The sequence below is a fragment of the Staphylococcus sp. Z5-21 genome, assembly GCF_056529615.1.
Map to the genome: position 1 here is coordinate 1,586,237 of NZ_CP096462.1, position 22,089 is coordinate 1,608,325.

At 34.3% G+C, this 22,089-nt stretch carries 20 protein-coding genes and 1 riboswitch; of the genes, 3 read left to right on the forward strand and 17 right to left on the reverse strand.

The annotated features are described in order from the left end of the window. Positions 1–65 precede the first annotated feature (65 nt). From rplS to rpsP, 4 genes are all read right to left on the reverse strand, one after another. Entirely contained in the window at positions 66–416 is a 351-nt protein-coding gene (rplS, locus tag M1D64_RS07780) for a 50S ribosomal protein L19 (protein ID WP_002483481.1), read from the reverse strand. Between the two features lie 103 nt (positions 417–519). Next, positions 520–1,257 (reverse strand): tRNA (guanosine(37)-N1)-methyltransferase TrmD, encoded by a 738-nt coding sequence (gene trmD, locus M1D64_RS07785; RefSeq protein WP_115347418.1) that lies wholly within the window; start codon positions 1,255–1,257, stop codon positions 520–522. Then, positions 1,257–1,763: a ribosome maturation factor RimM gene (rimM, locus tag M1D64_RS07790; protein ID WP_002483483.1), complete on the reverse strand. Its 507-nt coding sequence runs from the start codon at positions 1,761–1,763 to the stop codon at positions 1,257–1,259. The genes trmD and rimM overlap by 1 nt, the downstream gene beginning before the upstream one ends. A gap of 225 nt (positions 1,764–1,988) precedes the next feature. After that, positions 1,989–2,255 (reverse strand): 30S ribosomal protein S16, encoded by a 267-nt coding sequence (gene rpsP, locus M1D64_RS07795; RefSeq protein WP_002483484.1) that lies wholly within the window; start codon positions 2,253–2,255, stop codon positions 1,989–1,991. Positions 2,256–2,468: 213 nt separating this feature from the next. Continuing rightward, positions 2,469–2,567: riboswitch (TPP riboswitch) on the forward strand. A 106-nt stretch (positions 2,568–2,673) separates the two neighbouring features. Here rpsP and M1D64_RS07800 point away from each other — a divergent pair. Continuing rightward, the gene (locus M1D64_RS07800; protein WP_041080443.1) at positions 2,674–3,426 is read left to right on the forward strand and encodes a 3-oxoacyl-ACP reductase; all 753 of its coding nucleotides are present in this window, start codon (positions 2,674–2,676) and stop codon (positions 3,424–3,426) included. A 21-nt stretch (positions 3,427–3,447) separates the two neighbouring features. After that, entirely contained in the window at positions 3,448–4,746 is a 1,299-nt protein-coding gene (locus M1D64_RS07805; protein WP_041080442.1) for an LLM class flavin-dependent oxidoreductase, read from the forward strand. A gap of 125 nt (positions 4,747–4,871) precedes the next feature. Here the strand turns inward: M1D64_RS07805 and ffh are convergent, their stop codons facing one another. From ffh to fapR, 10 genes are all read right to left on the reverse strand, one after another. Beyond that, a complete protein-coding gene (gene ffh / locus M1D64_RS07810) occupies positions 4,872–6,239 on the reverse strand; it encodes a signal recognition particle protein (RefSeq protein ID WP_041080441.1) in 1,368 nt (455 codons plus the stop codon). Between the two features lie 28 nt (positions 6,240–6,267). After that, on the reverse strand, positions 6,268–6,600 hold the full coding sequence (locus M1D64_RS07815) for a putative DNA-binding protein (RefSeq protein ID WP_011303280.1): 333 nt from the start codon (positions 6,598–6,600) through the stop codon (positions 6,268–6,270). Further along, positions 6,587–7,807: a signal recognition particle-docking protein FtsY gene (ftsY, locus tag M1D64_RS07820; protein WP_069825850.1), complete on the reverse strand. Its 1,221-nt coding sequence runs from the start codon at positions 7,805–7,807 to the stop codon at positions 6,587–6,589. The genes M1D64_RS07815 and ftsY overlap by 14 nt, the downstream gene beginning before the upstream one ends. Beyond that, positions 7,804–11,373 (reverse strand): chromosome segregation protein SMC, encoded by a 3,570-nt coding sequence (gene smc, locus M1D64_RS07825; RefSeq protein WP_069825849.1) that lies wholly within the window; start codon positions 11,371–11,373, stop codon positions 7,804–7,806. Before smc ends, ftsY begins: the two co-directional genes overlap by 4 nt. Before the next feature lie 244 nt (positions 11,374–11,617). Then, positions 11,618–12,352, reverse strand: coding sequence for a ribonuclease III (gene rnc / locus M1D64_RS07830; RefSeq protein WP_069825848.1), 735 nt, complete (start codon positions 12,350–12,352; stop codon positions 11,618–11,620). A gap of 227 nt (positions 12,353–12,579) precedes the next feature. Then, entirely contained in the window at positions 12,580–12,813 is a 234-nt protein-coding gene (locus M1D64_RS07835) for an acyl carrier protein (RefSeq protein WP_002483492.1), read from the reverse strand. A 243-nt stretch (positions 12,814–13,056) separates the two neighbouring features. Next, on the reverse strand, positions 13,057–13,791 hold the full coding sequence (fabG, locus tag M1D64_RS07840) for a 3-oxoacyl-[acyl-carrier-protein] reductase (protein WP_002483493.1): 735 nt from the start codon (positions 13,789–13,791) through the stop codon (positions 13,057–13,059). Next, complete coding sequence (gene fabD, locus M1D64_RS07845) at positions 13,784–14,710, reverse strand: ACP S-malonyltransferase (RefSeq protein WP_069825847.1); 927 nt, start codon at positions 14,708–14,710, stop codon at positions 13,784–13,786. Before fabD ends, fabG begins: the two co-directional genes overlap by 8 nt. After that, entirely contained in the window at positions 14,703–15,689 is a 987-nt protein-coding gene (gene plsX, locus M1D64_RS07850; protein WP_069825846.1) for a phosphate acyltransferase PlsX, read from the reverse strand. The genes fabD and plsX overlap by 8 nt, the downstream gene beginning before the upstream one ends. After that, the gene (fapR, locus tag M1D64_RS07855) at positions 15,682–16,251 is read right to left on the reverse strand and encodes a transcription factor FapR (RefSeq protein ID WP_002483496.1); all 570 of its coding nucleotides are present in this window, start codon (positions 16,249–16,251) and stop codon (positions 15,682–15,684) included. The genes plsX and fapR overlap by 8 nt, the downstream gene beginning before the upstream one ends. A gap of 356 nt (positions 16,252–16,607) precedes the next feature. On the opposite strand from fapR, the gene M1D64_RS07860 reads away from it, so the two are divergent. Next, on the forward strand, positions 16,608–18,170 hold the full coding sequence (locus tag M1D64_RS07860; protein WP_041080434.1) for a M4 family metallopeptidase: 1,563 nt from the start codon (positions 16,608–16,610) through the stop codon (positions 18,168–18,170). 163 nt (positions 18,171–18,333) lie between these two features. Here M1D64_RS07860 and recG read toward each other — a convergent pair whose 3' ends face one another. Genes recG through sdaAB form a run of 3 tightly spaced genes read right to left on the reverse strand, consistent with a single transcriptional unit; the run spans position 18,334 to position 21,929 of the window. Further along, a complete protein-coding gene (gene recG, locus M1D64_RS07865) occupies positions 18,334–20,379 on the reverse strand; it encodes an ATP-dependent DNA helicase RecG (protein WP_002483498.1) in 2,046 nt (681 codons plus the stop codon). 2 nt (positions 20,380–20,381) lie between these two features. Next, positions 20,382–21,251, reverse strand: a complete 870-nt coding sequence (sdaAA, locus tag M1D64_RS07870) for an L-serine ammonia-lyase, iron-sulfur-dependent, subunit alpha (RefSeq protein ID WP_041080433.1) — start codon at positions 21,249–21,251, stop codon at positions 20,382–20,384. Between the two features lie 12 nt (positions 21,252–21,263). Then, complete coding sequence (gene sdaAB / locus M1D64_RS07875; protein ID WP_002483500.1) at positions 21,264–21,929, reverse strand: L-serine ammonia-lyase, iron-sulfur-dependent subunit beta; 666 nt, start codon at positions 21,927–21,929, stop codon at positions 21,264–21,266. Between the last annotated feature and the right edge of the window lie 160 nt (positions 21,930–22,089).

Sequence of the window (22,089 nt, forward strand, 5' to 3'; positions counted from 1 at the left end):
TATATATTTAAATAAAAAAGCGATTCTCATAATGAGAACCGCTTTTTATATGCTTAATATGCTGATTAACGAATTTCTTTAATTCTAGCAGCTTTACCACGTAATTCACGTAGGTAGTATAATTTAGCACGACGAACTTTACCACGACGTGGAACTTCGATTTTTTCGATTTTTGGTGTGTGTAATGGGAAAGTACGTTCCACACCTACACCTGAAGAAATCTTACGAACAGTGAAAGTTTCTGAAATACCTCCACCACGGCGTTTGATTACTACACCTTCGAATACTTGGATACGTTCACGTGTACCTTCAATAATACGTACGTGCACTTTTAAAGTGTCACCTGGACGGAATGAAGGTAAATCTGTGCGTAATTGCGATTGAGTTACTGCTTCGATTAATTTGTGATTACTCATTATTTTTTCTCTCCTTCAACCTATGTTCTTGCCTCGACAAAATATAGCAGCGGATCATAGTGATTTTTCGTGTGTCGCACACTTAAAATATGTTAGCACATTGCTAGTCTTTTTTCAATTGCTTTTTGTATCTTTCTACAATATCTTTTTCTTCAACTGTCATTGGATACCGTTCTAATAAATCTGGTCGTTTTACAAATGTACGTAGAATTTTTTGTTCATGTCGCCATCGATCAATATGAGCATGATTACCTGAAAGTAATACATCCGGTACACTCATCCCTTTATATTCTCGTGGTCTTGTATATTGTGGGAATTCTAATAAGCCATCTTGGAATGAATCATCTTCATGAGATTGTTGGTTACCTAAAACACCTGGTAATAATCTCACTATGGCGTCTGTCATCACCATTGCAGGTAATTCGCCTCCCGTTAATACATAGTCTCCCATAGAAATCTCGTCTGTAACTAAGTGTTCACGTATTCTTTCGTCATAGCCTTCGTAATGACCACAAATAAACACTACATGTTCTGATTGGCTTAGTTCATTTGCTATCGCTTGTGTAAATGGTTTGCCTTGCGGACACATTAAAATCACTCTTGTGTCATCTGTTTTTTCAATACTTTTCATTGCATTAAAAATGGGTTCAGGCTTTAATACCATGCCTTGACCACCACCAAAAGGATAATCATCCACTTGATTATGTTTATTTTCTGCAAAATGTCTAAAATCAACTGTATTGACTGTTAACATATTTTTATCTTGTGCACGCTTTAAAATGGATTGGTTTAAAACACCATTAAACATTTCTGGAAATAAAGTTAGAAAATCAATCTTCATTAATCCAACAATCCTTCCATTGGTGTAATTTGAATACGTCTACCCTCTACATCAATATCCTTAACAACATCAGCGATATATGGAATCAAGTACTCTTTGTCACCTTTAACTACCCACACGTCATTTGCGCCTGTTTCGAAAATTTCTGTAACGCGTCCAATTGGTGTATCATCGTCATCAAATACAGTGCAACCAATGATATCTGAATAATAAAATTCATGTTCACCGAGTTCTATTTCTTCATGATCTCGTTCTTGCATAATGGTTTCACCTTTTAAATATTCAATATCATTAATATTATTAATGCCTTCAAATGTCAACATATGAAGACCTTTATGCATACGATAAGAAGCAATTGTGAATTCTAATGGCTCTTTATTTTTACGTTCAATAATTACAAGCTCCCCAGGCTGAAAGCGTGTTTCTGTAAAATCTGAATTTGATTTTACTTTTATTTCTCCTTTAATACCATGTGTATTAACAATTTTACCTATCTCTACCTTCATATACGTGCCTCCACTATTATTTATCTATTAAAATTGATTATGTATGCTATGATTTGTCTTATTATTATAACATGTGAAGTTATAAGCAGTGACACAAATACAATATTCATGTAATGACATTTTTAAAATATCAACTTGCTTATATTATTATCGATAATGTCTATAAAAAAAGAGTACCCTTCAAGGTACCCTTACAAATCATATATTTGTTTATTTGTCGAAATCCTATTTTTGATCGTCAAATTTCTTCAAGATGCCTTCTCTTGATAAGATATTATGAACTGTATCAGTTGGTTTCGCACCATTTTTTAACCATTTAAGTGCTAATTCTTCGTCGATTTTAACTTCAGCTGCATTCACATTGTTTGGGTTGTAAGTACCGATTTGTTCGATATTACGACCGTCACGTGGTGCACGAGCATCAGCTGCTACGATACGATAGAATGGATTTCTTTTTGAACCTAAACGTGTTAAACGTAATTTAACTGCCATTTATATTCGCTCCTTTTGTTTTCATAGTTTTTATTTTCTACAAGAAATAATAATAACAGTAATTCAATAATTTGTAAAGAGTTTCTTCTTTACCAATTTCATTATTACGCAAAATTCTTTTTCTACTTTAATTCTTGGGAAGCCACATCTCCTTAATCACCCTTAACTTGACATAATTCACTAAAAAATATACATTTAACTTAAATTACATAACAAATGCACTAGGGGTGTTTCTAACTGAGATGAGTCTGACTCAAACCCTTTGAACCTGATCTAGTTTAAACTAGCGGAGGAAAGTGTGAAGTCTAGCATATTTCAATATTTTGAAGTACTTTGATACATATGTCGATATTCATTATACACAACCTTCTTTCAGGAGCGTTGTGTATTTTTTTATAGAAAATAAGGAGTGTATAAAATGAAAAAAACTGTAATTGTAACTGGTAGCAGTCGAGGATTAGGTGCGACAATCGTGAACACATTGGCGCAACAAGGACATAACGTTGTCATAAACTATCACAACAGCAGACAAGCTGCACAACAACTTGTAGATGAAATTGGAACTCATCAATCAATCGCTATCCAAGCAGATGTTACAAAACGCAATGAAATAGACGCGTTAGTTGAGAAAGCTACGCAATATTTTGGTCACATAGATGCTATAGTCAATAATGCACTTGTTGGCTTTAAATTTGACCCTGTTCAACAACAAGCATTTGTTGACCTTACATGGGAGGATTATCAACAACAAATTGATGGTACATTGAAAGCTGCTTTTAATTTGTGTCAAAGTGTTATACCTCAATTCATCGAAAGACAAAATGGCCATATCATTTCAATTGGTACAAATTTATTTCAAAATCCTGTCGTCCCTTATCATGAATATACAACAGCTAAAGCTGGTTTGATTGGTTTTTCACGCAATTTAGCTGCAGAATTAGGTCAATATGGTATCACATCTAATGTCGTTTCTGGCGGCTTATTAAAGACAACGGATGCAAGTGCAAGTACCACTACTGAAGTATTCGATTTAATTGCTCAAACCACTCCAATAAAAAAGGTAACCGCACCACAAGATGTTGCTAATATGGTTGCATATCTCTTATCAGATGAAGCAAATGGCATCACAGGTCAAAATTTTACAGTCGACGGTGGCTTAACAATGAACTAATAAGGAGGACTGAGTCATTCAATGACACAAGCACAACATTTAAACATCGGTGTACTTATCTATGCTTGTGGCCATCATCAGGCTGCATGGCGTATGCCACATTCAAGCATTGAGCGTATTGGTGATATTACTTATTATCAATCATTAGCAAGAACTGCAGAACAAGGCTTATTTGATGCCATATTTTTTGCTGACAATCAATCTTTTCCAGCTAGTTCGAAAAGTGATATGCCTGCATTTTGGTTTGATCCCCTCGTTAATTTAGCAGCAATATCACAAGTTACACAACATGTGGGCCTAGTTGCTACGATATCTAGTACATTCTCCAATCCATTCACAGCTGCTAGACAACTACTCAGTCTAGACCATATGAGTCAAGGTCGTGCTGGTTGGAATTTAGTAACGTCAATGACTGATATGGAAGCTGCTAATCATAGTATGGACCATTTACCTGAACACGAGGAACGCTATAAAAAAGCAGATGAATTTGCACAAGTGATGAATCGTTTACTCGAATCATGGTCAGTGGATGACTTTTTACACGATAAAGAAGATAATAAGTTAATCAATCCATCAGCAATCAACGCTATTAATCATGAAGGAGAACATTTCAATGTCCGTGGACCTTTAACAACCCCAAGTAGCCCTCAAGAGAAACCCATTGCAATGCAAGCGGGCGCCTCCGATCCTGGTATCGCATTAGCAACTAAATATGCTGATGCAGTTTATGCTGTTGCTTGGAATTTCAATCAAGCTAGCGCTTTCAAGAACAAATTAAATCAAAAATTGATACAAGAAGGTAAGCCCATAGATAGTTTGAAAGTATTTCCTGGATTAGTTACATATGTCGGACAAACTTATGAAGAAGCTTATGCAAAAAAACAAAAACTCGATGAATCTTTAGAAGTTGATACCGCTTTAAATCAATTAGCCTTTTTTATTCGTCAAAATTGCCATAGCTGGGATTTGGATGAACCGGTACCACCATTATCACCTGTCGAATCTTTTAAAGGACCTAAAGGACGCTATCAAACTGTGCTAGAAATCATTAAAGATAAAAATCCAACATTACGTGAGTTATTAGGTTATTTAAGTGCTGGAGGTGGGCATTTAACACTCATCGGAACACCAAAGGATATTGTAGATGAAATGGAACGCTGGTTTGACGCGGGTGTTGCGGATGGTTTTAACTTAATGCCTCCAGAATTTCCAAATAGTTTAGAAGATTTTGTCGATGATGTTGTGCCTGAATTACAAAAACGTGGATTGTATCGTACTGAATACGAAGGTACAACATTTAGAGAAAATATTGGAATTTAATAGTGATTCAACATCGTACGCTTTCTATTAGTTTATAGATTGGATATAGCACAAAAAAAGTAGTAATCCACGACTCTGCTGTGGATTACTACTTTTTAATTATTACTCAATTTAAGAAACACATTTTAAAACGGTAAATTCATACCATTCATCATATTTTCCATCTGTTTACGTTTTCCTTTTTTACCTTTGCCGCCACCGGAAAATTGTTTCATCATTTTCTTCATATCATTGAATTGTTTCATCAATCTGTTAACTTCTTGAACTGAACGTCCTGAGCCTTTAGCGATACGTTTTTTTCGAGATACATTTAAAGTATCTGGATCGTTACGTTCACTTGGTGTCATGGATTGTATAATTGCTTTAATATGATCGATTTGCTTTTCATTCATATTAAGTTTATCGATACCTTTCATCTTGTTCATACCCGGTATCATTTTCATAATATCATCTAAAGGACCAAGATTTTTCACTTGATCAAGTTGTTCTAAAAAGTCATCTAAAGTGAAGGAAGACGTGCGCATTTTCTTTTCTAAATCTTTTGCTTTGTCTTCATCTACATCTTGTTGTGCTTTTTCTATTAGACTTAGTACGTCACCCATACCGAGAATGCGAGATGCCATACGTTCAGGGTGGAATGGTTCTAAACCGTCTAATTTTTCACTCATACCAACAAATTTAATTGGTTTTTGAGTTACGGATCTAATGGATAACGCAGCACCACCGCGCGTATCACCATCGAGTTTAGTTAGCGTTACACCAGATACCTCTAATTGTTCATCAAAGGATTGTGCAACATTAACTGCATCTTGACCTGTCATTGCATCCACGACAAGCATGATTTCATGAGGTTTTGTGATTTCTTTAACATCACTTAACTCTTGCATTAATGCTTCATCAACGTGTAAACGACCTGCTGTATCAATAATAACAAAGTCTAAATGTTCTTCTTTAGCATGCTTAATTGCATTTTCTACAATTTGCTGCGGTTTGACTTGGTCACCTTCGCTATAAACTGGTATATCAATCTGTTTACCAACTGTTTGCAATTGATCTATTGCAGCCGGACGATAAATATCAGCAGCTACCAGCATAGGTTTTTTATTGTATTTTTTACGCATTAATAATGCGAGTTTACCTGCAGTTGTTGTTTTTCCGGCACCTTGTAAACCAACCATCATCACAACAGTAGGTGGTTTATTTGCCATCGTAATTGTTGAATTTTCCCCACCCATTAATTGGGTAAGTTCTTCTTGAACAATTTTAATCACTTGTTGTCCAGGTGTTAATGATTTCATAACATCTGAACCTAAAGCTCTATCTGATACAGTTTTGACAAAATCCTTTACAACTTTAAAGTTAACATCGGCTTCTAATAATGCGAGTCTAACTTCACGCATCATTAGCTTAATGTCTGCTTCTGTCACTTTACCTTTACCACGGATTTTTTGCATCGTTCCTTGTAAACGATCGGATAATCCTTCAAATGCCATATCAAATACCCTCCTTTTTGTTCTCTAATTAATCTAAATCTTCAAGTGCTTGAATATATTTTTTTATTTGTTCTGGATCATTAATATGTTGTTTTATTTGTTCATATAAGTTCTGTCTTTGTTCAAAATTTCGATATAATCCCAATTTTTCCTCATAATCTTCCACTAAATCGCCAGTTCTTCTTATGTTATCATACACTGCTTGGCGACTCACATCAAATGTATTAGCTATCTCACTCAATGAATAGTCTTGCAGGTAAAATAATTCTAAATAATTTCTTTGCTTCTTAGTGAGCAAGGCTTGATAAAAATCAAACAAGTAATTCATACGAATTGTTTTTATTAAATCATTTTGACTCATCAGATTGACCTTCAATTTCGTTCGATTGTTCATCAGTTACATCATCGACTTCTTCTACATTTTGCTCTATCATATCAGCAAACAGACCATATACATAACTTTCAGGATTGAATGGTTGCAAGTCATCTAATTTTTCACCTAAGCCAACATATTTAACTGGTATGTGCAATTCATTACGTATCGCTAATACAATACCACCTTTAGCAGTTCCATCTAGTTTAGTTAACACAATCCCTGTTACATTAGTCACTTCTTTAAACGATTTAGCTTGTGATAAGGCATTTTGTCCAGTTGTTGCGTCTAAACATAACAGTACTTCATGTGGTGCTTCAGGTACTGCACGGCTGATAACACGTTTTACTTTTTCTAATTCATTCATCAGATTAGATTTGTTTTGTAGACGACCCGCTGTATCACAAATTAAAATATCAATGCCTTTACTTTTCGCTGCATTAATTGCATCGTACATCACAGCAGCAGGATCTGAACCTTCATTTTGACTCATAACATCAACGCCAACGCGTTCTCCCCATACTTTTAACTGTTGGATTGCGCCTGCTCTGAAAGTGTCACCTGCAGCAAGCATAACTTTTTTACCTTCAGCTTGGTAACGATGAGCCAACTTACCAATTGTAGTTGTTTTACCTACGCCATTTACACCAACCATTAAAATAACATTCAGACCTTCGTTTTCTATATTCATGACTTCTGAGTGTTCATCATCTTGATGGTATATTTCAACAATTTTTTCTACGATAACCTCACGTAAATCTTCTGTTTCGGATATATTACGTTTTTGTGCTTCTTCTCTTAATTCTTCAACTAACTGCATAACTGTATTAAAACCAACATCTGCAGTAATTAACATTTCTTCTAATGCTTCAAAGAATTCTTCATCTACTTTACGGTAACGTGCGATTAAGTTGTTTAGTTGTGCTTGGAAATTTTCTCTTGATTTTTCTAAACCTGCTCTAAATTTCGCACCTAATTGTTGTGCCTCTATCTCTTCAAAATCCTCTATAGAAATTAGACCATCATCATCAAAATCGGCTTCTTTTAATTTTTTAGGTTTTTTCTTTGGTTCGTCTTCTTTCGTTTGATCCGTATCTTGTTGTTCTAATTCAGGTAATTGCTCTAAATATTCTTGCTTATTTTCCGCTTCTGATGAAGAAGCAAATTTATCTTTTAACCGTTTGAAAAAGCTCATACTTGTTCCTCCTTAATGACTTCATCAATTGTATTTAAATTAACACTCACTAATTTAGATACGCCAGATTCTTGCATCGTCACACCATATAATCTATCTGAAAATTCCATTGTGCCTTTACGATGTGTAATAACTATAAATTGAGTCTGATCTGATAATTCTTTTAAGTATTGCGCGTAACGTATTACATTAGCTTCATCTAAAGCGGCTTCAACTTCATCTAAAATTACAAATGGTGCTGAGCGTACTTTAAGTATGGCAAATAATAATGCGATAGCACTTAGTGCTCTTTCCCCACCACTTAATAACGATAAGTGCTGTAGTTTTTTACCAGGTGGTTGCACAATAATATCCACACCCGCTGATAAATAATCATCATCAGTAAGGCGTAGTTCTGCTTGTCCGCCACCAAAAAGAGATTTAAACACATCAGCAAAGTGGCCTTGTACTGCATGGAACGTTTCTTTAAAACGATCTTTTACTTCTTGATCCATTTCATCAATCAATTGTTCTAAAGTTAATTTAGCTGCTCTTAAATCAGCACGTTGTTCATCTAAAAACGTATAGCGCGTATTAATTTCTTCAAATTGCTCAATTGCATTCAAATTAACAGGCCCTAGTTCTTCTATTGACATTTTTGTTAATTTTACTTTTTTACGTAATACATCAATCGCTTCATCTAATTCATATAATTCACTTGCACGTTCATAAGTTAAATGATAATCATCGCTCAAATGGTCAATCGCATGATTGATTAACACATCCAAACGTGACTGTTCTGCCTTGATATCTTGATAGCGATTTTCAATAGATAATATATCTTGGTTAGCCTCTTGAAGTTTTTGATCTGTCTCTTCAATTGTATCATTCAATTCTAGTCTGCGCGATTTAACGTCTTCTATATCAACAGTAAGTTTTTCTTTAGTAACCTTACTTTGTTCAATATGACTTTGAATCGTTTCAAATGCTTTTTCCCCAGTCATTTCATCTGAGTTAAATAATTTAATTTGCTCATCCAATTTTTCTTGTTGCTTCTCTACACTTTCCAATTGTTTAGTGATTTTTGTAAGAGATTGTTTTTGGGCATTTAAACGTTCTTTTACGACAGCTAAATCTGACTGTTTTTGATGTAATTGTTGTTGGGTTTGAGTGATGCTTGCTTTACCTTCTTTTGATAATTTAGTGTAAAGATTGATGTCTTCTTCAAGTTTAAGTAATTGCGCTTTAATTTGGTCAAGTATTTGTTTCTTTTCTGTTAACGTCTGCTTACTTGTTTCACTTTGATAACCATCATTTTTTTCGAATTCAAATTCTTCATGTTCATCTTTCAAATGTGCTTCACTTTTTCTCAAACGGTCTAATTCTAATTCAAAATCATGTAATCTTTGTTTTGCAGAATTATATTGTTGACTTGTTTCAAAATAATTTTCACTAATTTGATCTGACGCTTCTTTAATTGCTTGAAATTGCTTTTCGAATTCAATGGTTTGTTGTTGATAGTCTTCTAGTTGTGCTCGCATTTTAGCTAGATCATCTTTTTGTGCCAATATGCTTTTAGTTTTACGATCACCACCACCAGTCATCGATCCACCTGGGTTAACGATATCGCCCTCGAGCGTAACAATTCTAGTGCGATAACGAATTTTTCTTGCTAACTCATTTGCATTTTTTAATTCATCGACAATAATGGTGTTTCCTAATAAATTTTGTAATACATTCTGATAATCTGAATCGACTTGGATAGCCTCTGATGCAATATTAATGAATCCTTGGGACGTTTTTGCAGAATTTAAAATATCATTCACAATATGTCTTGGTTGTATCACATTTAATGGTAAAAAGGTCGCTCTACCCAATCCATTTTGTTTAAGATATTGAATCGCTTGTCTGCCATCTTTTTCAGAATCTACTATTACATGTTGTAAAGAGGCGCCTAAAGCTATTTCAATCGCTTTTGTTAAATCAGAAGGTACTTGAATAACTTCAGCAACTGCCCCTCGTATACCTGTAAGTTGTTTGTTTTTAGCTTTCAGAATATGCTTTACACCATTAAAAAAGTAACTATATTCTTCTTGTTGTGTTGCCGCACTATCAATACGAGACTTTAACTTTTCATTAAAACGATATGCTTGATGTAATTTTTCTTCATATTCACTACGTTGTTGTTTTAATTGTGTTAATTTACGTTCGTATTCATTCAATTGTTGTTCTGAGTTTTTCAGTTCTTTTTTCGTTGTTGTGCTTTGCTTTTCTGCCTCATTAATATCAGATTGAATATGCTTTAATTGTTCATACGCCTCTACTAACCTTGAATCTAAACGTGATTGTTTTGATTCATTTTCCTGTATCGTATGTTCTAAAAAGCGAATATCATTATTTACATCTGATTGTTCAGACATAAGTTGATAATATTCATCTTTAATGGTTTCAAGTTTTTCATCATGTTGTTCATCAGTAACATACAATTGTGATTCTAAATATTGTACTTTTTCATTTAATTCTTTTTGTTGGGCTTTTAATCTATCGATTTCTAACTGAACTTCTGTCTTCTCTTTATTTAAATTCTCAGCTTGATTTAATAGACTTTCTTGTTCTTCTTCAAAGCGTGCATTCGTTTCCGATTGATTTCTTTTTCGTTCTTCCAATACATTGAGCTGTCCTGTGAATTTTTCTACTTCTTCAGTTGCTTTGACCAACTCGAAATTTAATGACTCGATGCGTGTATCTAATTGTTGTCTTTCAGCTTTATATTTATTTAAAGATTGTGTATGTTGTACTTTTTCAGCATCCTTTGTTGCCTGCTGACTTTTTAAATGGTTTAAATTATCATCTAATTCATTAATATTGTCACTATATTGTTTTATATCATGGACCGTTACTAAGACGTCACTTTTTTCCATTTCTTTGGATAAGTGTTTGTATTCTTTTGCAATCGCGGCTTCTTCACGTAATGGTTCTACACGACCTTCTAAGTCATAAAGTATATCTTCTACGCGTGACAAATTATCTTCTGTTTGATCCAATTTTTGAACAGAAGTTGCTTTTCTTTTTTTATATTTTAAAACTCCAGCAGATTCTTCTAATATTTGCCTTCTATCTATAGGCTTAGCATTTAATATTTCGTCTACACGTCCTTGCGAAATAATACTGAACGCTTCTTTTCCTAACCCTGAATCTAAAAATAAATCAATGATATCTTTCAATCTTGCTCTATCATTATTCAAATAATATTCACTTTCGCCACTTCGATACAAACGACGTGTAACTGTTACTTCAGTTGAATCAACTTGTAACTTTCCAGAACTATTCTCTAATTTCAATTTTACTTCTGCATAATTTTGAGCTTTTCTATGCTCGGCGCCTGAAAATATAATATCTTCCATTTTGGCGCCACGTAATGATTTAGCTGACTGTTCACCTAACACCCATTTTATCGCATCAGTAATATTACTTTTACCGCTACCATTAGGTCCAACAATTGCTGTTACACCTTCATCAAATTGGACATTTGTATGTTCAGCAAATGACTTAAAACCAAAGGCATCTATAGATTTTAAATAAACCATACTATTCTCCTTTAAAATATTCCTGACTGTTCTACAGCACGGGAATGAAATGGCTAATTCATTTTAACTTCATTCGCCATTCATAACACTTATTCCATCTTATTATGATTAACTTAATTATTTAATCTTAGCTGTATATTTAAAAACGCAATTTTTCATTATATAAATGCTATGTCATCATTAATCATACTTATAACTATGATATTTCCATCTAGTGAATCATGATGTTTAAACGCATCCAATGTTAAGCGTTTTTATTTTTCAATATTTTATATGCACGTTCTGCAGCTTTTTGTTCAGATTCTTTTTTTGTTTTACCTTTGCCTTTTGCTACGGCATCTTCTTCTAGAATCACTTCAGAAGTAAAAAGACGATGGTGCGCCGGTCCTTCTTCATTTATCAGACGATATGTGACATCTCCCTTATTTTGTCTATGCACATATTCTTGAAATTGCGTCTTAAAGTCTACAACACCGTCCAATTCATCATCTTCCACATATGGGAAAATGATTTGTTCAGAAAATTGCCAGACTGCCTCTAATCCTTGGTCTAAATACAACGCTCCGACAAATGCTTCAAACGCATCGGATACAAGTGAAGGTCGTGTTCTACCACCTGTCTTTTCTTCGCCTTTACCTAATAAAATTAAATCGTTGAGCTGAATTTTATTCGCAAATATTACAAGTGAGGGCTCACAAACAATTGTTGCACGCATTTTAGTCAAATTACCTTCAGGCAATTCTGGGTATTTATCAAATAAATAGCGTGAAACCGTCAATTCTAATACCGCATCTCCTAAAAATTCTAATCGCTCATTGTGGTCAAGCCTGTTCATATTAAAGTCATTGATAAAGCTTGAATGAGAAAAAGCTTGTTGATATAAATCTACTCGGTTAAAATCTAAATTTAATTCTTGCATCTTTTTTTCAAACTTATTTTGGAATGTTTGTACCATTTCTTTCTTTTTTTGATTGGTCAATCTAGTTCCTCCTCAGAAATAGCGCTAGGATTCTGTATACCTTTATATTTTACGTGAAATCACATCAAAACTAAAGAAAAAACTGTTGTTTTTCGCATGTAAAACAGCGACAAGTCATGGATGTAATTAATATCGAAGGTACAAAAAATCATGCGTTAAGATTCATTGATTCTATCAAAAAAACAAAAAATCTGAGCCGTAATGACAACGACTCAGATATTTGTTTATTATTTTTCAATACTGTTGATAAATTTAACTGCGTCACCAACTGTGTTGATTTTTTCAGCTTCTTCATCAGGAATTTCAGTACCAAATTCATCTTCTAATTCCATAACTAATTCAGCGATATCAAGTGAGTCAGCGCCTAAATCATCTTTGAAAGATGCATCTTCAGTTACTTTTTCAGCGTCAACACCTAAACGGTCAACGATGATATCTTTTACTTTGTCGAAGTTTTCCACGTCGATTCACCTCCTTTAAAAGTCTATTGATAGACTTTTATATTTTCCCATTTTATCAATTGAAATACAAGTAGTATTTCAATTGATACACTAGAAATACACATAATCTACTAAATTTGACAATTATACCGTATCATGACGCATGTGTCAGACATCCAAAATGACATTTTACTTAAAAAATATAATCAGTCATACCACTATTGTTTAAAAGCTTGTAGCGATGATTATTTTTTCTAAATCAACTTACATGTACATGCCGCCATTGACATGAATCGTTTGTCCAGTAATATATTTTGCTTTCTCTGAAGCTAAAAACGCTACAGTATTGGCTATATCAGAATCTTCACCAAATTTAGCTAATGGAATTTGTTCTAACATTTGTGCTTTGAGTTCCTCACTTAAAGCATCTGTCATATCAGAAACAATAAAACCAGGTGCTACAGCATTCACTGTAATATTTCTAGAAGCTAACTCTCTAGCTGCTGATTTAGTCAATCCAATTACACCCGCTTTTGTAGCAACATAGTTAGCTTGTCCAGGATTACCTACTGCACCCACGACACTTGATAAGTTAATAATTGAGCCACTCTTTTGTCTTAACATTTGTGGTGTTACTTTTTGAATACAATTAAATACACCTTTTAAATTTGTATCAATGACATCGTCCCATTCTTGTTCTTTCATTCTCATTAATAAATTATCGCGTGTGATACCTGCATTATTAACAAGCACATCTACTGAACCAAATTGGCTAACGACTTCTTTAATCATCGCTTTAACTTCGTCACCATTTGCAACGTTTGCTTGAATTGCAAAAGCTTCAACGCCTTTAGCTTTGATTTCTTCCACAACAGCGTCTGCTTTTTCTTTATTTCCAGCATAGTTCACTGCAACTTTATAGCCTTCTTCCGCTAATTGTATAGCAATACTGCGTCCTATTCCTCTTGAAGCACCTGTAACCAATGCACTTTTAGTCATTTTCATTCCAACCTTTCACATCTTCTAATGTTTGAATTGAGGTAACTTTTACATTTTCATTAATTTTTCTAATTAATCCTGAAAGTACTTTACCAGGACCAATTTCGATGAAATGATCAACACCTTGTTCAATTAACCACTCTGTAGAATCAATAAATTGCACTGGTGAATATAATTGTTCAATCATATGCGCTTTAATTACATTTGCATCTGTTTCACCTTGTGCATGCACATTTTGTACAACCGGGAATTGAGCATCAGACCACTCAAACTGGTCAATAAAATCTGCAAAATCATCTTTGATAACTTGCATCATTGATGAATGGAATGGACCTGAAACTGCTAATGGCATTACACGTTTAGCACCTAGCGATTTCCCTTCTTCAACTAACTGATCAATCAATGATTTATGGCCAGATACAACAATTTGACCCGGTGAATTGATATTAGCTGGTTCAATAATTTCACTCTCTGTAGAAAGCTGTTTACAAATTGCGTCAACCGCTTCATAATCCAGTCCAAGTACGGCTGCCATACTACCCACACCATCTGGAAAGGCTTCTGCCATAAGTTGACCACGTTTTCTTACAATTTTTACTGCATCTTCAAATTTCAATACACCACTTGCAACTAAACTCACATATTCCCCCAGACTATGTCCCATAGTATAATCTGCATTTAAATCATTAAGGGCGTTTAATAAAGCTGAACTATGCGTTAATAAAGCTGGTTGCGTATTTTCTGTTTGGCCTAACTTTGCTTCTTTATCTGTAAACATCGTTTCTAAAATATCAAAATCCACAGCATTTTGGGCTTGATTTAAAATTGTAGTCGCTGCTTCATTATGTTCGTATAAATCATTCGCCATACCAACTTTTTGAGAACCTTGACCTGGAAAGATAATTGCCGTTTTACTCATTTTCTGTACCCACCGTTTCTTTCATTGTTTTCACAATTTCTTGTTCACCAGCAATTTTTGCCTGACGAATTGCAGAATAGAATGCTTTTGCACTTGAACTGCCATGTGCTTTTACTACCGTACCATTTAATCCTAACAATACTGAACCACCATATTCTGCATAATCCATTTTTGTCATTAAACCGTTCAAGTCTTTGCGTAAAATCAGTGCTGCCATTTTATTTTTAAAACTACTTAACAGTGTAGATTTAAACATTTTACCCATTGCTTTTGCAACACCTTCTAGATTTTTAAGAATCATATTACCTGTATAGCCATCAGTGACTACAACATCAGCAACATCATTCATTAAACCTTTCGCTTCGACATTACCTGTAAAGTTAAAATCATGTTGATCTTCCATTAAACGGTATGCTTTCTTAGTTAAACTATTACCTTTCGCTGCTTCTGTACCAATATTTAACAAGCTTACAGATGGTTCAGCAATACCTCTAATTTTTTGAGCGTAAATATTACCCAACTGAGCATATTGCAATAAATGTTCTGCTTTTGCATCAGCATTAGCACCTACATCCATAAATACAAAACCTTTACCTGATACAGTCGGTAGCGTAACAACCAATGCAGGTCGTTCTACACCTTTAATACGACCAACGATGAATAGTCCAGCAGACATCAGTGCGCCAGTATTACCAGCAGAAACACATCCATCGGCTTCACCCGACTTAACTGCTTCAGCCATACGCGCCATAGAGCTGTCTTTTTTACGTTTAATTGCTCTTACTGGTTCATCATCCATCGTGATAGATTCCGTACAGTGACGCACTTCTACACGATCATGTTCTAATGTACATTGCGATGATTCTCCAAATAAAATTATTTCTAAATCTTTAAAATCATTAACCGCTTTTTCAACAGCTTCCAAAACGATTCCAGGTGCATCATCTCCACCCATCATATCAATCGCTAATTTAACCATTTTGTTCATCCTCACTTGTATAATACATTTTGAAAGTTCCCTTAAAAACGAGCGTATCTTTTACATATGATCGCACTTTTATCGTATAAAATTTATCTGTAATTTCAATAGTTTGTGCATCAGCACGTACCGTTTCATTTAATTTTACTGTTTTTATAAATGTTACATTACTATCTCTTGTTAAAACAACTGGTTTATGTATCAGTGCCACACACAGGGAGTTTGCTTGTGCGAACAATACATGTCCTCTAGCAATTTTATTTCTAGTAAACACAGATTCTTCGTCTATTCTTATAATTGAAGTGGCAGTTTGATCAGGTTGTACATTGATTACATCCCCAATAATTTCACTACCTTCTATAGAGCGAATACTTTCGTAATTTTCTTTTGCAACAGTTTTAATGCGTGTTCTTAGCTCAGGAATATTTAAATGTGTACGATCAAGTCTAATCGTTTGAATACTCACCGAGAATAACACACTTAAATCTAAGTCAGTAATAAAAGGATTTTTCTCTATTTCTTTTTTTATTTCATTACGTCGTTCTTGTTTTTTTAATTTCATCGCATTCAAACTCCCATGTTTTTAGTACCAAGTCTTAAACATTCCTAACATATCATAACACTTTCTATTTCATTTGCTCAACAAAAAACATATGCTGTCGCTAAATTAAATTTGCTTTAGCATTAGCTCAGTTTAATAATAAGTTTTTTATATAGTATCAAAAAAACTCTTTTAACATTACTATTTTATTACAAATGTAACAATTAAAAGATTATTTGTAGTGCACTATTGAAATAAAAATATTTGGAACGTATAATTCAAAATAATTTAAAAGGGTGTGATATTTTATGTAAATAAATATTTATATGAAAAGCAATTGTTTCTAAAGCCAAAAGATTAATAATTAGGAGGATTACATGATGAAGAAATTGATTACCACAACACTCGTAACATGTTCACTGATATCTGTCACATCATTACAAGCACATGCGCAAGAAAACAATAGCATCAAACCAGAAAGTCTCAAGAAACCCATAAATACAAAAGTTCATAATAATCAAGATGTAAAAGCATATTTACAAAATAATGTATCAAAGATTATCAAGGAATCTAAAGAATCTGGAAATGCTAATGTTCAAGATAATGCATTTGAGCAATATGAAATTACAGATAAACAACAAGACGCTACTGGAATCACTCATTATACCTTGAAACCCAAAGTCAATGGTATAACTGCTGAAGATAGCGCATTAAAAGTTCATGTAAACAAACAAGGTGATGTCACTTTAATAAACGGTAGCATTGATAAACCAACTGTCAAGGTTGACAACGAAGTGAAAATTTCTGCAGTTGATGCTGAAAATAACGCATTTAAAGCTATAGGAAAAAACAAGGCAGATGTTAACAATATCAAAGGCTATGATATCGTAAATAAAAACAAATTAGATATTAACAGCGACAGTCAAAAACTTGTATACGATGTTGAATTAAACTATATTTCACCTAAGGCCGCTCATTGGAAAATTCAAGTCGATGCTAGCACTGGAGAAATATTGAATAAAGAAAATGTCATCAAAAATGCCTCAGCAACAGGAAAAGGTACAGGCGTGAACGATGATGAAAAGTCACCATTGAATTTAACAGAGAATAATGGTGAATACACATTAAAAGATACAACGCAAAATGCAGAAATGCATACACAAACTGCTAATAATATTACAGATGATTTTTCAGAAATCACAAACGATAGTAATAATTTCGACAAGGAAGAACACAAGGCTGGCGTAGATGCACATTATTATGCTAATGAAGTGTATAACTATTATTTAGATAAACATCATCGTGATAGTTATGATAACGCCGGAGGAAAGATTGACTCTGTCGTACACTATGATAAAGATTACAATAATGCTGCGTGGACAGGGCAATATATGATATACGGTGATGGTGATGGACAAACCTTCAAAGCATTATCAGGAGCCAATGATATCATCGCTCATGAAATAACACATGCCGTAACTGAGCGTACGTCTAACTTAAAATATCAAGATCAATCAGGCGCTTTGAATGAATCATTTTCAGATGTATTTGGGTATTTTGTAGATCCAGATGACTGGTTAATGGGTGAAGATGTATATACACCTGGAACTGAAGGAGATGGTCTTAGAAGCTTAAAAGACCCTGAAAGATATAATCAACCGGCACACATGGATCAATATCAATCAGGTAGTCAGGATAATGGTGGTGTACACACAAATAGTGGTATTCCTAACAAGGCTGCATATCTGACAATTAATGAAATTGGAAAAGATAAAGCTGAACAAATTTACTACCTTGCATTAACTCAATATCTGACGCAAAATTCAGAATTTTCAGATGCTAAAACAGCTTTAAAAGAAGCCGCAAATAAACTTTATGGTGATAATAGCGCTGAAGCTGACGCTATTGATAAGGCTTGGACAGAAGTTGGCGTAAATTAAAAAGCCTGTTAAATAATTAATTATCTAACAGACTCCCACAATAAATCATATTCTAACTTCGGATGGCATTCGTAAATAATTAAATTATTTACGAGTGTCATTTTTATTTAGAATATAATAGAAAGTATACAATGGATTTGCATGAAATACAAACCAACAATTTTTAATCAAAACTCATATACAATAAATTTTCTTCAATAAAAGATTTTAATATATTATATTGTGGTTCAAAGAAGACACCCGACTGTATTAATTCGGCGGCTTCATCTCTAGCAACTTCTAGCATTTTATAATCTTCCACTACATTTGCAACCAAGAAATCAGGTAAACCGCTCTGCTTTACACCAAAGAAATCGCCTGGCCCCCTCATTTCTAAATCACGTTCACTAAGTTCAAAGCCATCTGTAGTCTGGGTCATGATATTCATACGTTCAATACCTGTTTCTGTTTTCGGTGATGCGATTAATACACAGTAACTTTGTTGTTCACTTCTCCCCACTCGTCCACGCAATTGATGTAACGTAGACAAACCAAAACGATCAGCATCATATATCATCATAAACGTCGCATTTGGCACGTTCACACCTACTTCAACTACCGTTGTTGACACTAATATATCAATTTCATGATTGCTAAATCGTTGCATCACTTCATCTTTCTCATCTGAATGTAATTTACCATGAAGCAGACCAACCTTTTCAACTCCATAATATGATTGCAATGATTCATATAATTCAACAACATTTTGTACATCTTCAAGATGCTCTGAACTTTCAATCAGTGGGCAAATGACATAAGCTTGTCTACCCTTCTTCAGTTCTGAAGTCATTTGATTTAATACACTTTCATAAGCCTCATGCTTAGACCAAGAAGTGATGATTGGTTTTCTACCTTTAGGCAATTGTTTAATTGAAGAAACATCCATTTCACCGAATACTGAAATGGCTAATGTTCTTGGTATCGGCGTTGCTGTCATAAATAAGACATTGGTCATAGCACCTTTTTCTCTTAACAACTGTCGCTGATTAACACCAAAACGATGTTGTTCATCTGTAATAACAAGACCCACATTATTAAACTTAACATCATCCTGAATTAATGCATGTGTTCCAATGATACAATCAATTTCATTATTATTCAGTTGTTCTAATAACAGCTTCCGTTTTTTTCCTTTAACAGAGCCAGTCAATAAAGCCACGTTCATTCTATCACCAAATAGGTCAACTAAACTTTCTGCATGTTGCTCCGCTAATATTTCTGTCGGAACCATTAAAGCTGACTGATAGCCTGCTGTTTTCAAGGCATACATACAAATAGCAGCGACAACTGTTTTACCAGAACCTACATCGCCTTGTAATAAACGATGCATGCGAATGGGTGCTTTCAAATCTCTGAATATTTCATTCACGCTATGTTTCTGAGCGTCTGTTAATTCAAACGGTAGACTATCTATAAAATGTTTAACTAAATTAATATCATAGTCTACGTCAATTGCTTCATCTGATGTTTTTTCAAGACGATTCAACCACTGCATTCTTAATTCAAACATAAATAATTCTGTGAAAGCATATGTTCTACGTGCTTTCAGTAAAGATGCTTTATCAGTTGCAAAATGCAAAGCTTTAATTGTATCTTCTAAAGTTTCTAATTTGTATTTTTTTCTTAAGTCTTCAGAGAGCCATTCTTGAATCGTCACCTGATCTAGTACCTGTCTAATCATATCTCTTAAAGGCTTTTGTTTAATACCTTCTTTAATGCGATATACAGGTTCATATTGTCCGCTCTCATCCATTTGTTGGCTAAAAAACATTCTGTTACCGTTGATTTCTTGCTTTGCTCTATTCCATTTTCCTTTGACTGTTACGGTTCCATGTAATTCTATTTTCTTTTTTAAATAAGGCTGATTGAAAAATGTGCATTTCACAGCAATTTGGTCGACCATGATATGTACTGTTAATTTAGATTTATTACGACCAAAAAAAGCGACAGTTGGTGTTGAATAAACTTCACCCACCACTGTCACTATCGCTTGATCTTCAGCTTTATTTAAGTCAATTACAGTATTATCTTCGTAACGTGTTGGTAAATATAGAATTAAATCTTCAACAGTATGAATATTTAATTCATTCAATACTGCTAAGCGTTTCGGACCTAATCCTTTTATTTGAGATAATGGAAATGGACTTTCAATTAAATTGACTTTTGACATAATTAATCACCAAATATTTCTTGTTTTAGGCGCTGACCCGTAGGTGTACCTGCTAAACCTCCACGACCTGTTTCACGTAGAGCGGATGGCATCGTTTGACCGATTTTATACATTGCTTCAATCACTTCATCTGTAGGAATTCTTGAAGTCACACCTGCCAAAGCCATGTCCGCAGATACGATTGCGTTTGATGCACCTGCAGCATTTCTCTTAACACAAGGTACTTCTACTAAACCAGCTACTGGATCACATACTAAACCTAGCATATTTTTCAAACAAATTGCAAAAGCTTCAGCTGACTGTTGCGGCGTTCCACCTGCAAGTTCTACAGTTGCTCCAGCTGCCATCGCCGCAGCTGAACCGACTTCTGCTTGACAACCACCAGCAGCACCTGAAATAGATGCATTATTAGCAACAACAAAACCAAATGCACCTGAAGTTAATAAGAAATTTAACATATCTTTTCTTGATGGTTCTAAACGCGGTTTAAGACCAAATAACACGCCTGGTACAACACCTGCAGAACCTGCTGTAGGTGTTGCACAAATTTTCCCCATAGCTGCATTGACTTCATTTGTCGCAACAGCTTTACTAACTGCGTCTAACAAAGTTGGTCCTGCGAGTGATTTCCCCGTTTTCAAATATTCTTTAATTAGTACAGCATCTCCACCAGTGAGCCCTGTTGTAGATGTAACCCCTGCTAAACCTTCGTCTAAAGCATTCTCCATCGTTTGTAAGTTTTTGTCCATATGTGCATAAACATCTGCCTCAGATAGTCCTGTAACTTCCATTTCTTGTTCAAGCATAATTTCATGGATTTTTTTATTTTGCTCTTCACATATTTCTACTAATTCTTTCACACTTTTAAACATGCAATACCTCCATTAGGCGTCTCCCATGAGTGAAACCGTCACTACACCATCGACGTTTTTAATTTTCTCTATTATTTCATCATTCACTGCATCATCTAATTCACAAGTCATTAATGCTTGATCGCCTTTTTCCTTCCTAGATACTTGCATACTACCTACATTAATACTTGAGTCTCCCAGTATATTGGCTACACGACCAATAGTACCAAACGTATCTTTATGGAATACAAGTAATGCCGGGTAATTACCACTAATCGCGATATTGAATCCATTGATTGCTACTACTTCAATTTTTCCGCCACCAATTGAAACACCCTCAACGGATATTTCTTTGTCTCCATCACGCATATTAATAATAGCCGTGTTCGGATGTGATCTTTCTTCTGCCATTTCAATAAAGTTGACTTTCATCCCAGCTTCCTCAGCAGTTTCCAAACTTGTTTGTATACGATCATCATCAGTATCGTAGCCTAACAAGCCACCGACTAAAGCAACATCAGTGCCATGTCCTTTATATGTTTCCATAAATGAACCATAAAGATATATATCAGCTTGTTTCGGTAATTGATTAAATAAGTCTCTAGCTACTAAACCAATTCTCACTGCGCCTGCAGTATGAGAAGACGAAGGGCCTACCATTGTAGGACCAATTATATCGAAGACTGTTTTATATTTCATAATTATACCCCACTCTTATTTTTAATGTTTCTAAAGTGTTGCGCTTTCATTCTTAAACATCTTGTTTATTATAACAAGTTCAATAAACATTATAAACCAAAACTGGTTGTATTGTTCTTATTAAATGCAAAATTAAATTGCTGACAACCTTAAAATCATT

Coding starts and splice junctions, on each gene's coding strand:
- rplS (WP_002483481.1), bottom strand. CDS start 416: ATGAGTAATCACAAATTAATCGAAGCAGTAACTCAATCGCAATTACGC.
- trmD (WP_115347418.1), bottom strand. CDS start 1,257: ATGAAGATTGATTTTCTAACTTTATTTCCAGAAATGTTTAATGGTGTT.
- rimM (WP_002483483.1), bottom strand. CDS start 1,763: ATGAAGGTAGAGATAGGTAAAATTGTTAATACACATGGTATTAAAGGA.
- rpsP (WP_002483484.1), bottom strand. CDS start 2,255: ATGGCAGTTAAATTACGTTTAACACGTTTAGGTTCAAAAAGAAATCCA.
- M1D64_RS07800 (WP_041080443.1), top strand. CDS start 2,674: ATGAAAAAAACTGTAATTGTAACTGGTAGCAGTCGAGGATTAGGTGCG.
- M1D64_RS07805 (WP_041080442.1), top strand. CDS start 3,448: ATGACACAAGCACAACATTTAAACATCGGTGTACTTATCTATGCTTGT.
- ffh (WP_041080441.1), bottom strand. CDS start 6,239: ATGGCATTTGAAGGATTATCCGATCGTTTACAAGGAACGATGCAAAAA.
- M1D64_RS07815 (WP_011303280.1), bottom strand. CDS start 6,600: ATGAGTCAAAATGATTTAATAAAAACAATTCGTATGAATTACTTGTTT.
- ftsY (WP_069825850.1), bottom strand. CDS start 7,807: ATGAGCTTTTTCAAACGGTTAAAAGATAAATTTGCTTCTTCATCAGAA.
- smc (WP_069825849.1), bottom strand. CDS start 11,373: ATGGTTTATTTAAAATCTATAGATGCCTTTGGTTTTAAGTCATTTGCT.
- fabG (WP_002483493.1), bottom strand. CDS start 13,791: ATGACTAAAAGTGCATTGGTTACAGGTGCTTCAAGAGGAATAGGACGC.
- fabD (WP_069825847.1), bottom strand. CDS start 14,710: ATGAGTAAAACGGCAATTATCTTTCCAGGTCAAGGTTCTCAAAAAGTT.
- plsX (WP_069825846.1), bottom strand. CDS start 15,689: ATGGTTAAATTAGCGATTGATATGATGGGTGGAGATGATGCACCTGGA.
- fapR (WP_002483496.1), bottom strand. CDS start 16,251: ATGAAATTAAAAAAACAAGAACGACGTAATGAAATAAAAAAAGAAATA.
- M1D64_RS07860 (WP_041080434.1), top strand. CDS start 16,608: ATGATGAAGAAATTGATTACCACAACACTCGTAACATGTTCACTGATA.
- recG (WP_002483498.1), bottom strand. CDS start 20,379: ATGTCAAAAGTCAATTTAATTGAAAGTCCATTTCCATTATCTCAAATA.
- sdaAA (WP_041080433.1), bottom strand. CDS start 21,251: ATGTTTAAAAGTGTGAAAGAATTAGTAGAAATATGTGAAGAGCAAAAT.
- sdaAB (WP_002483500.1), bottom strand. CDS start 21,929: ATGAAATATAAAACAGTCTTCGATATAATTGGTCCTACAATGGTAGGC.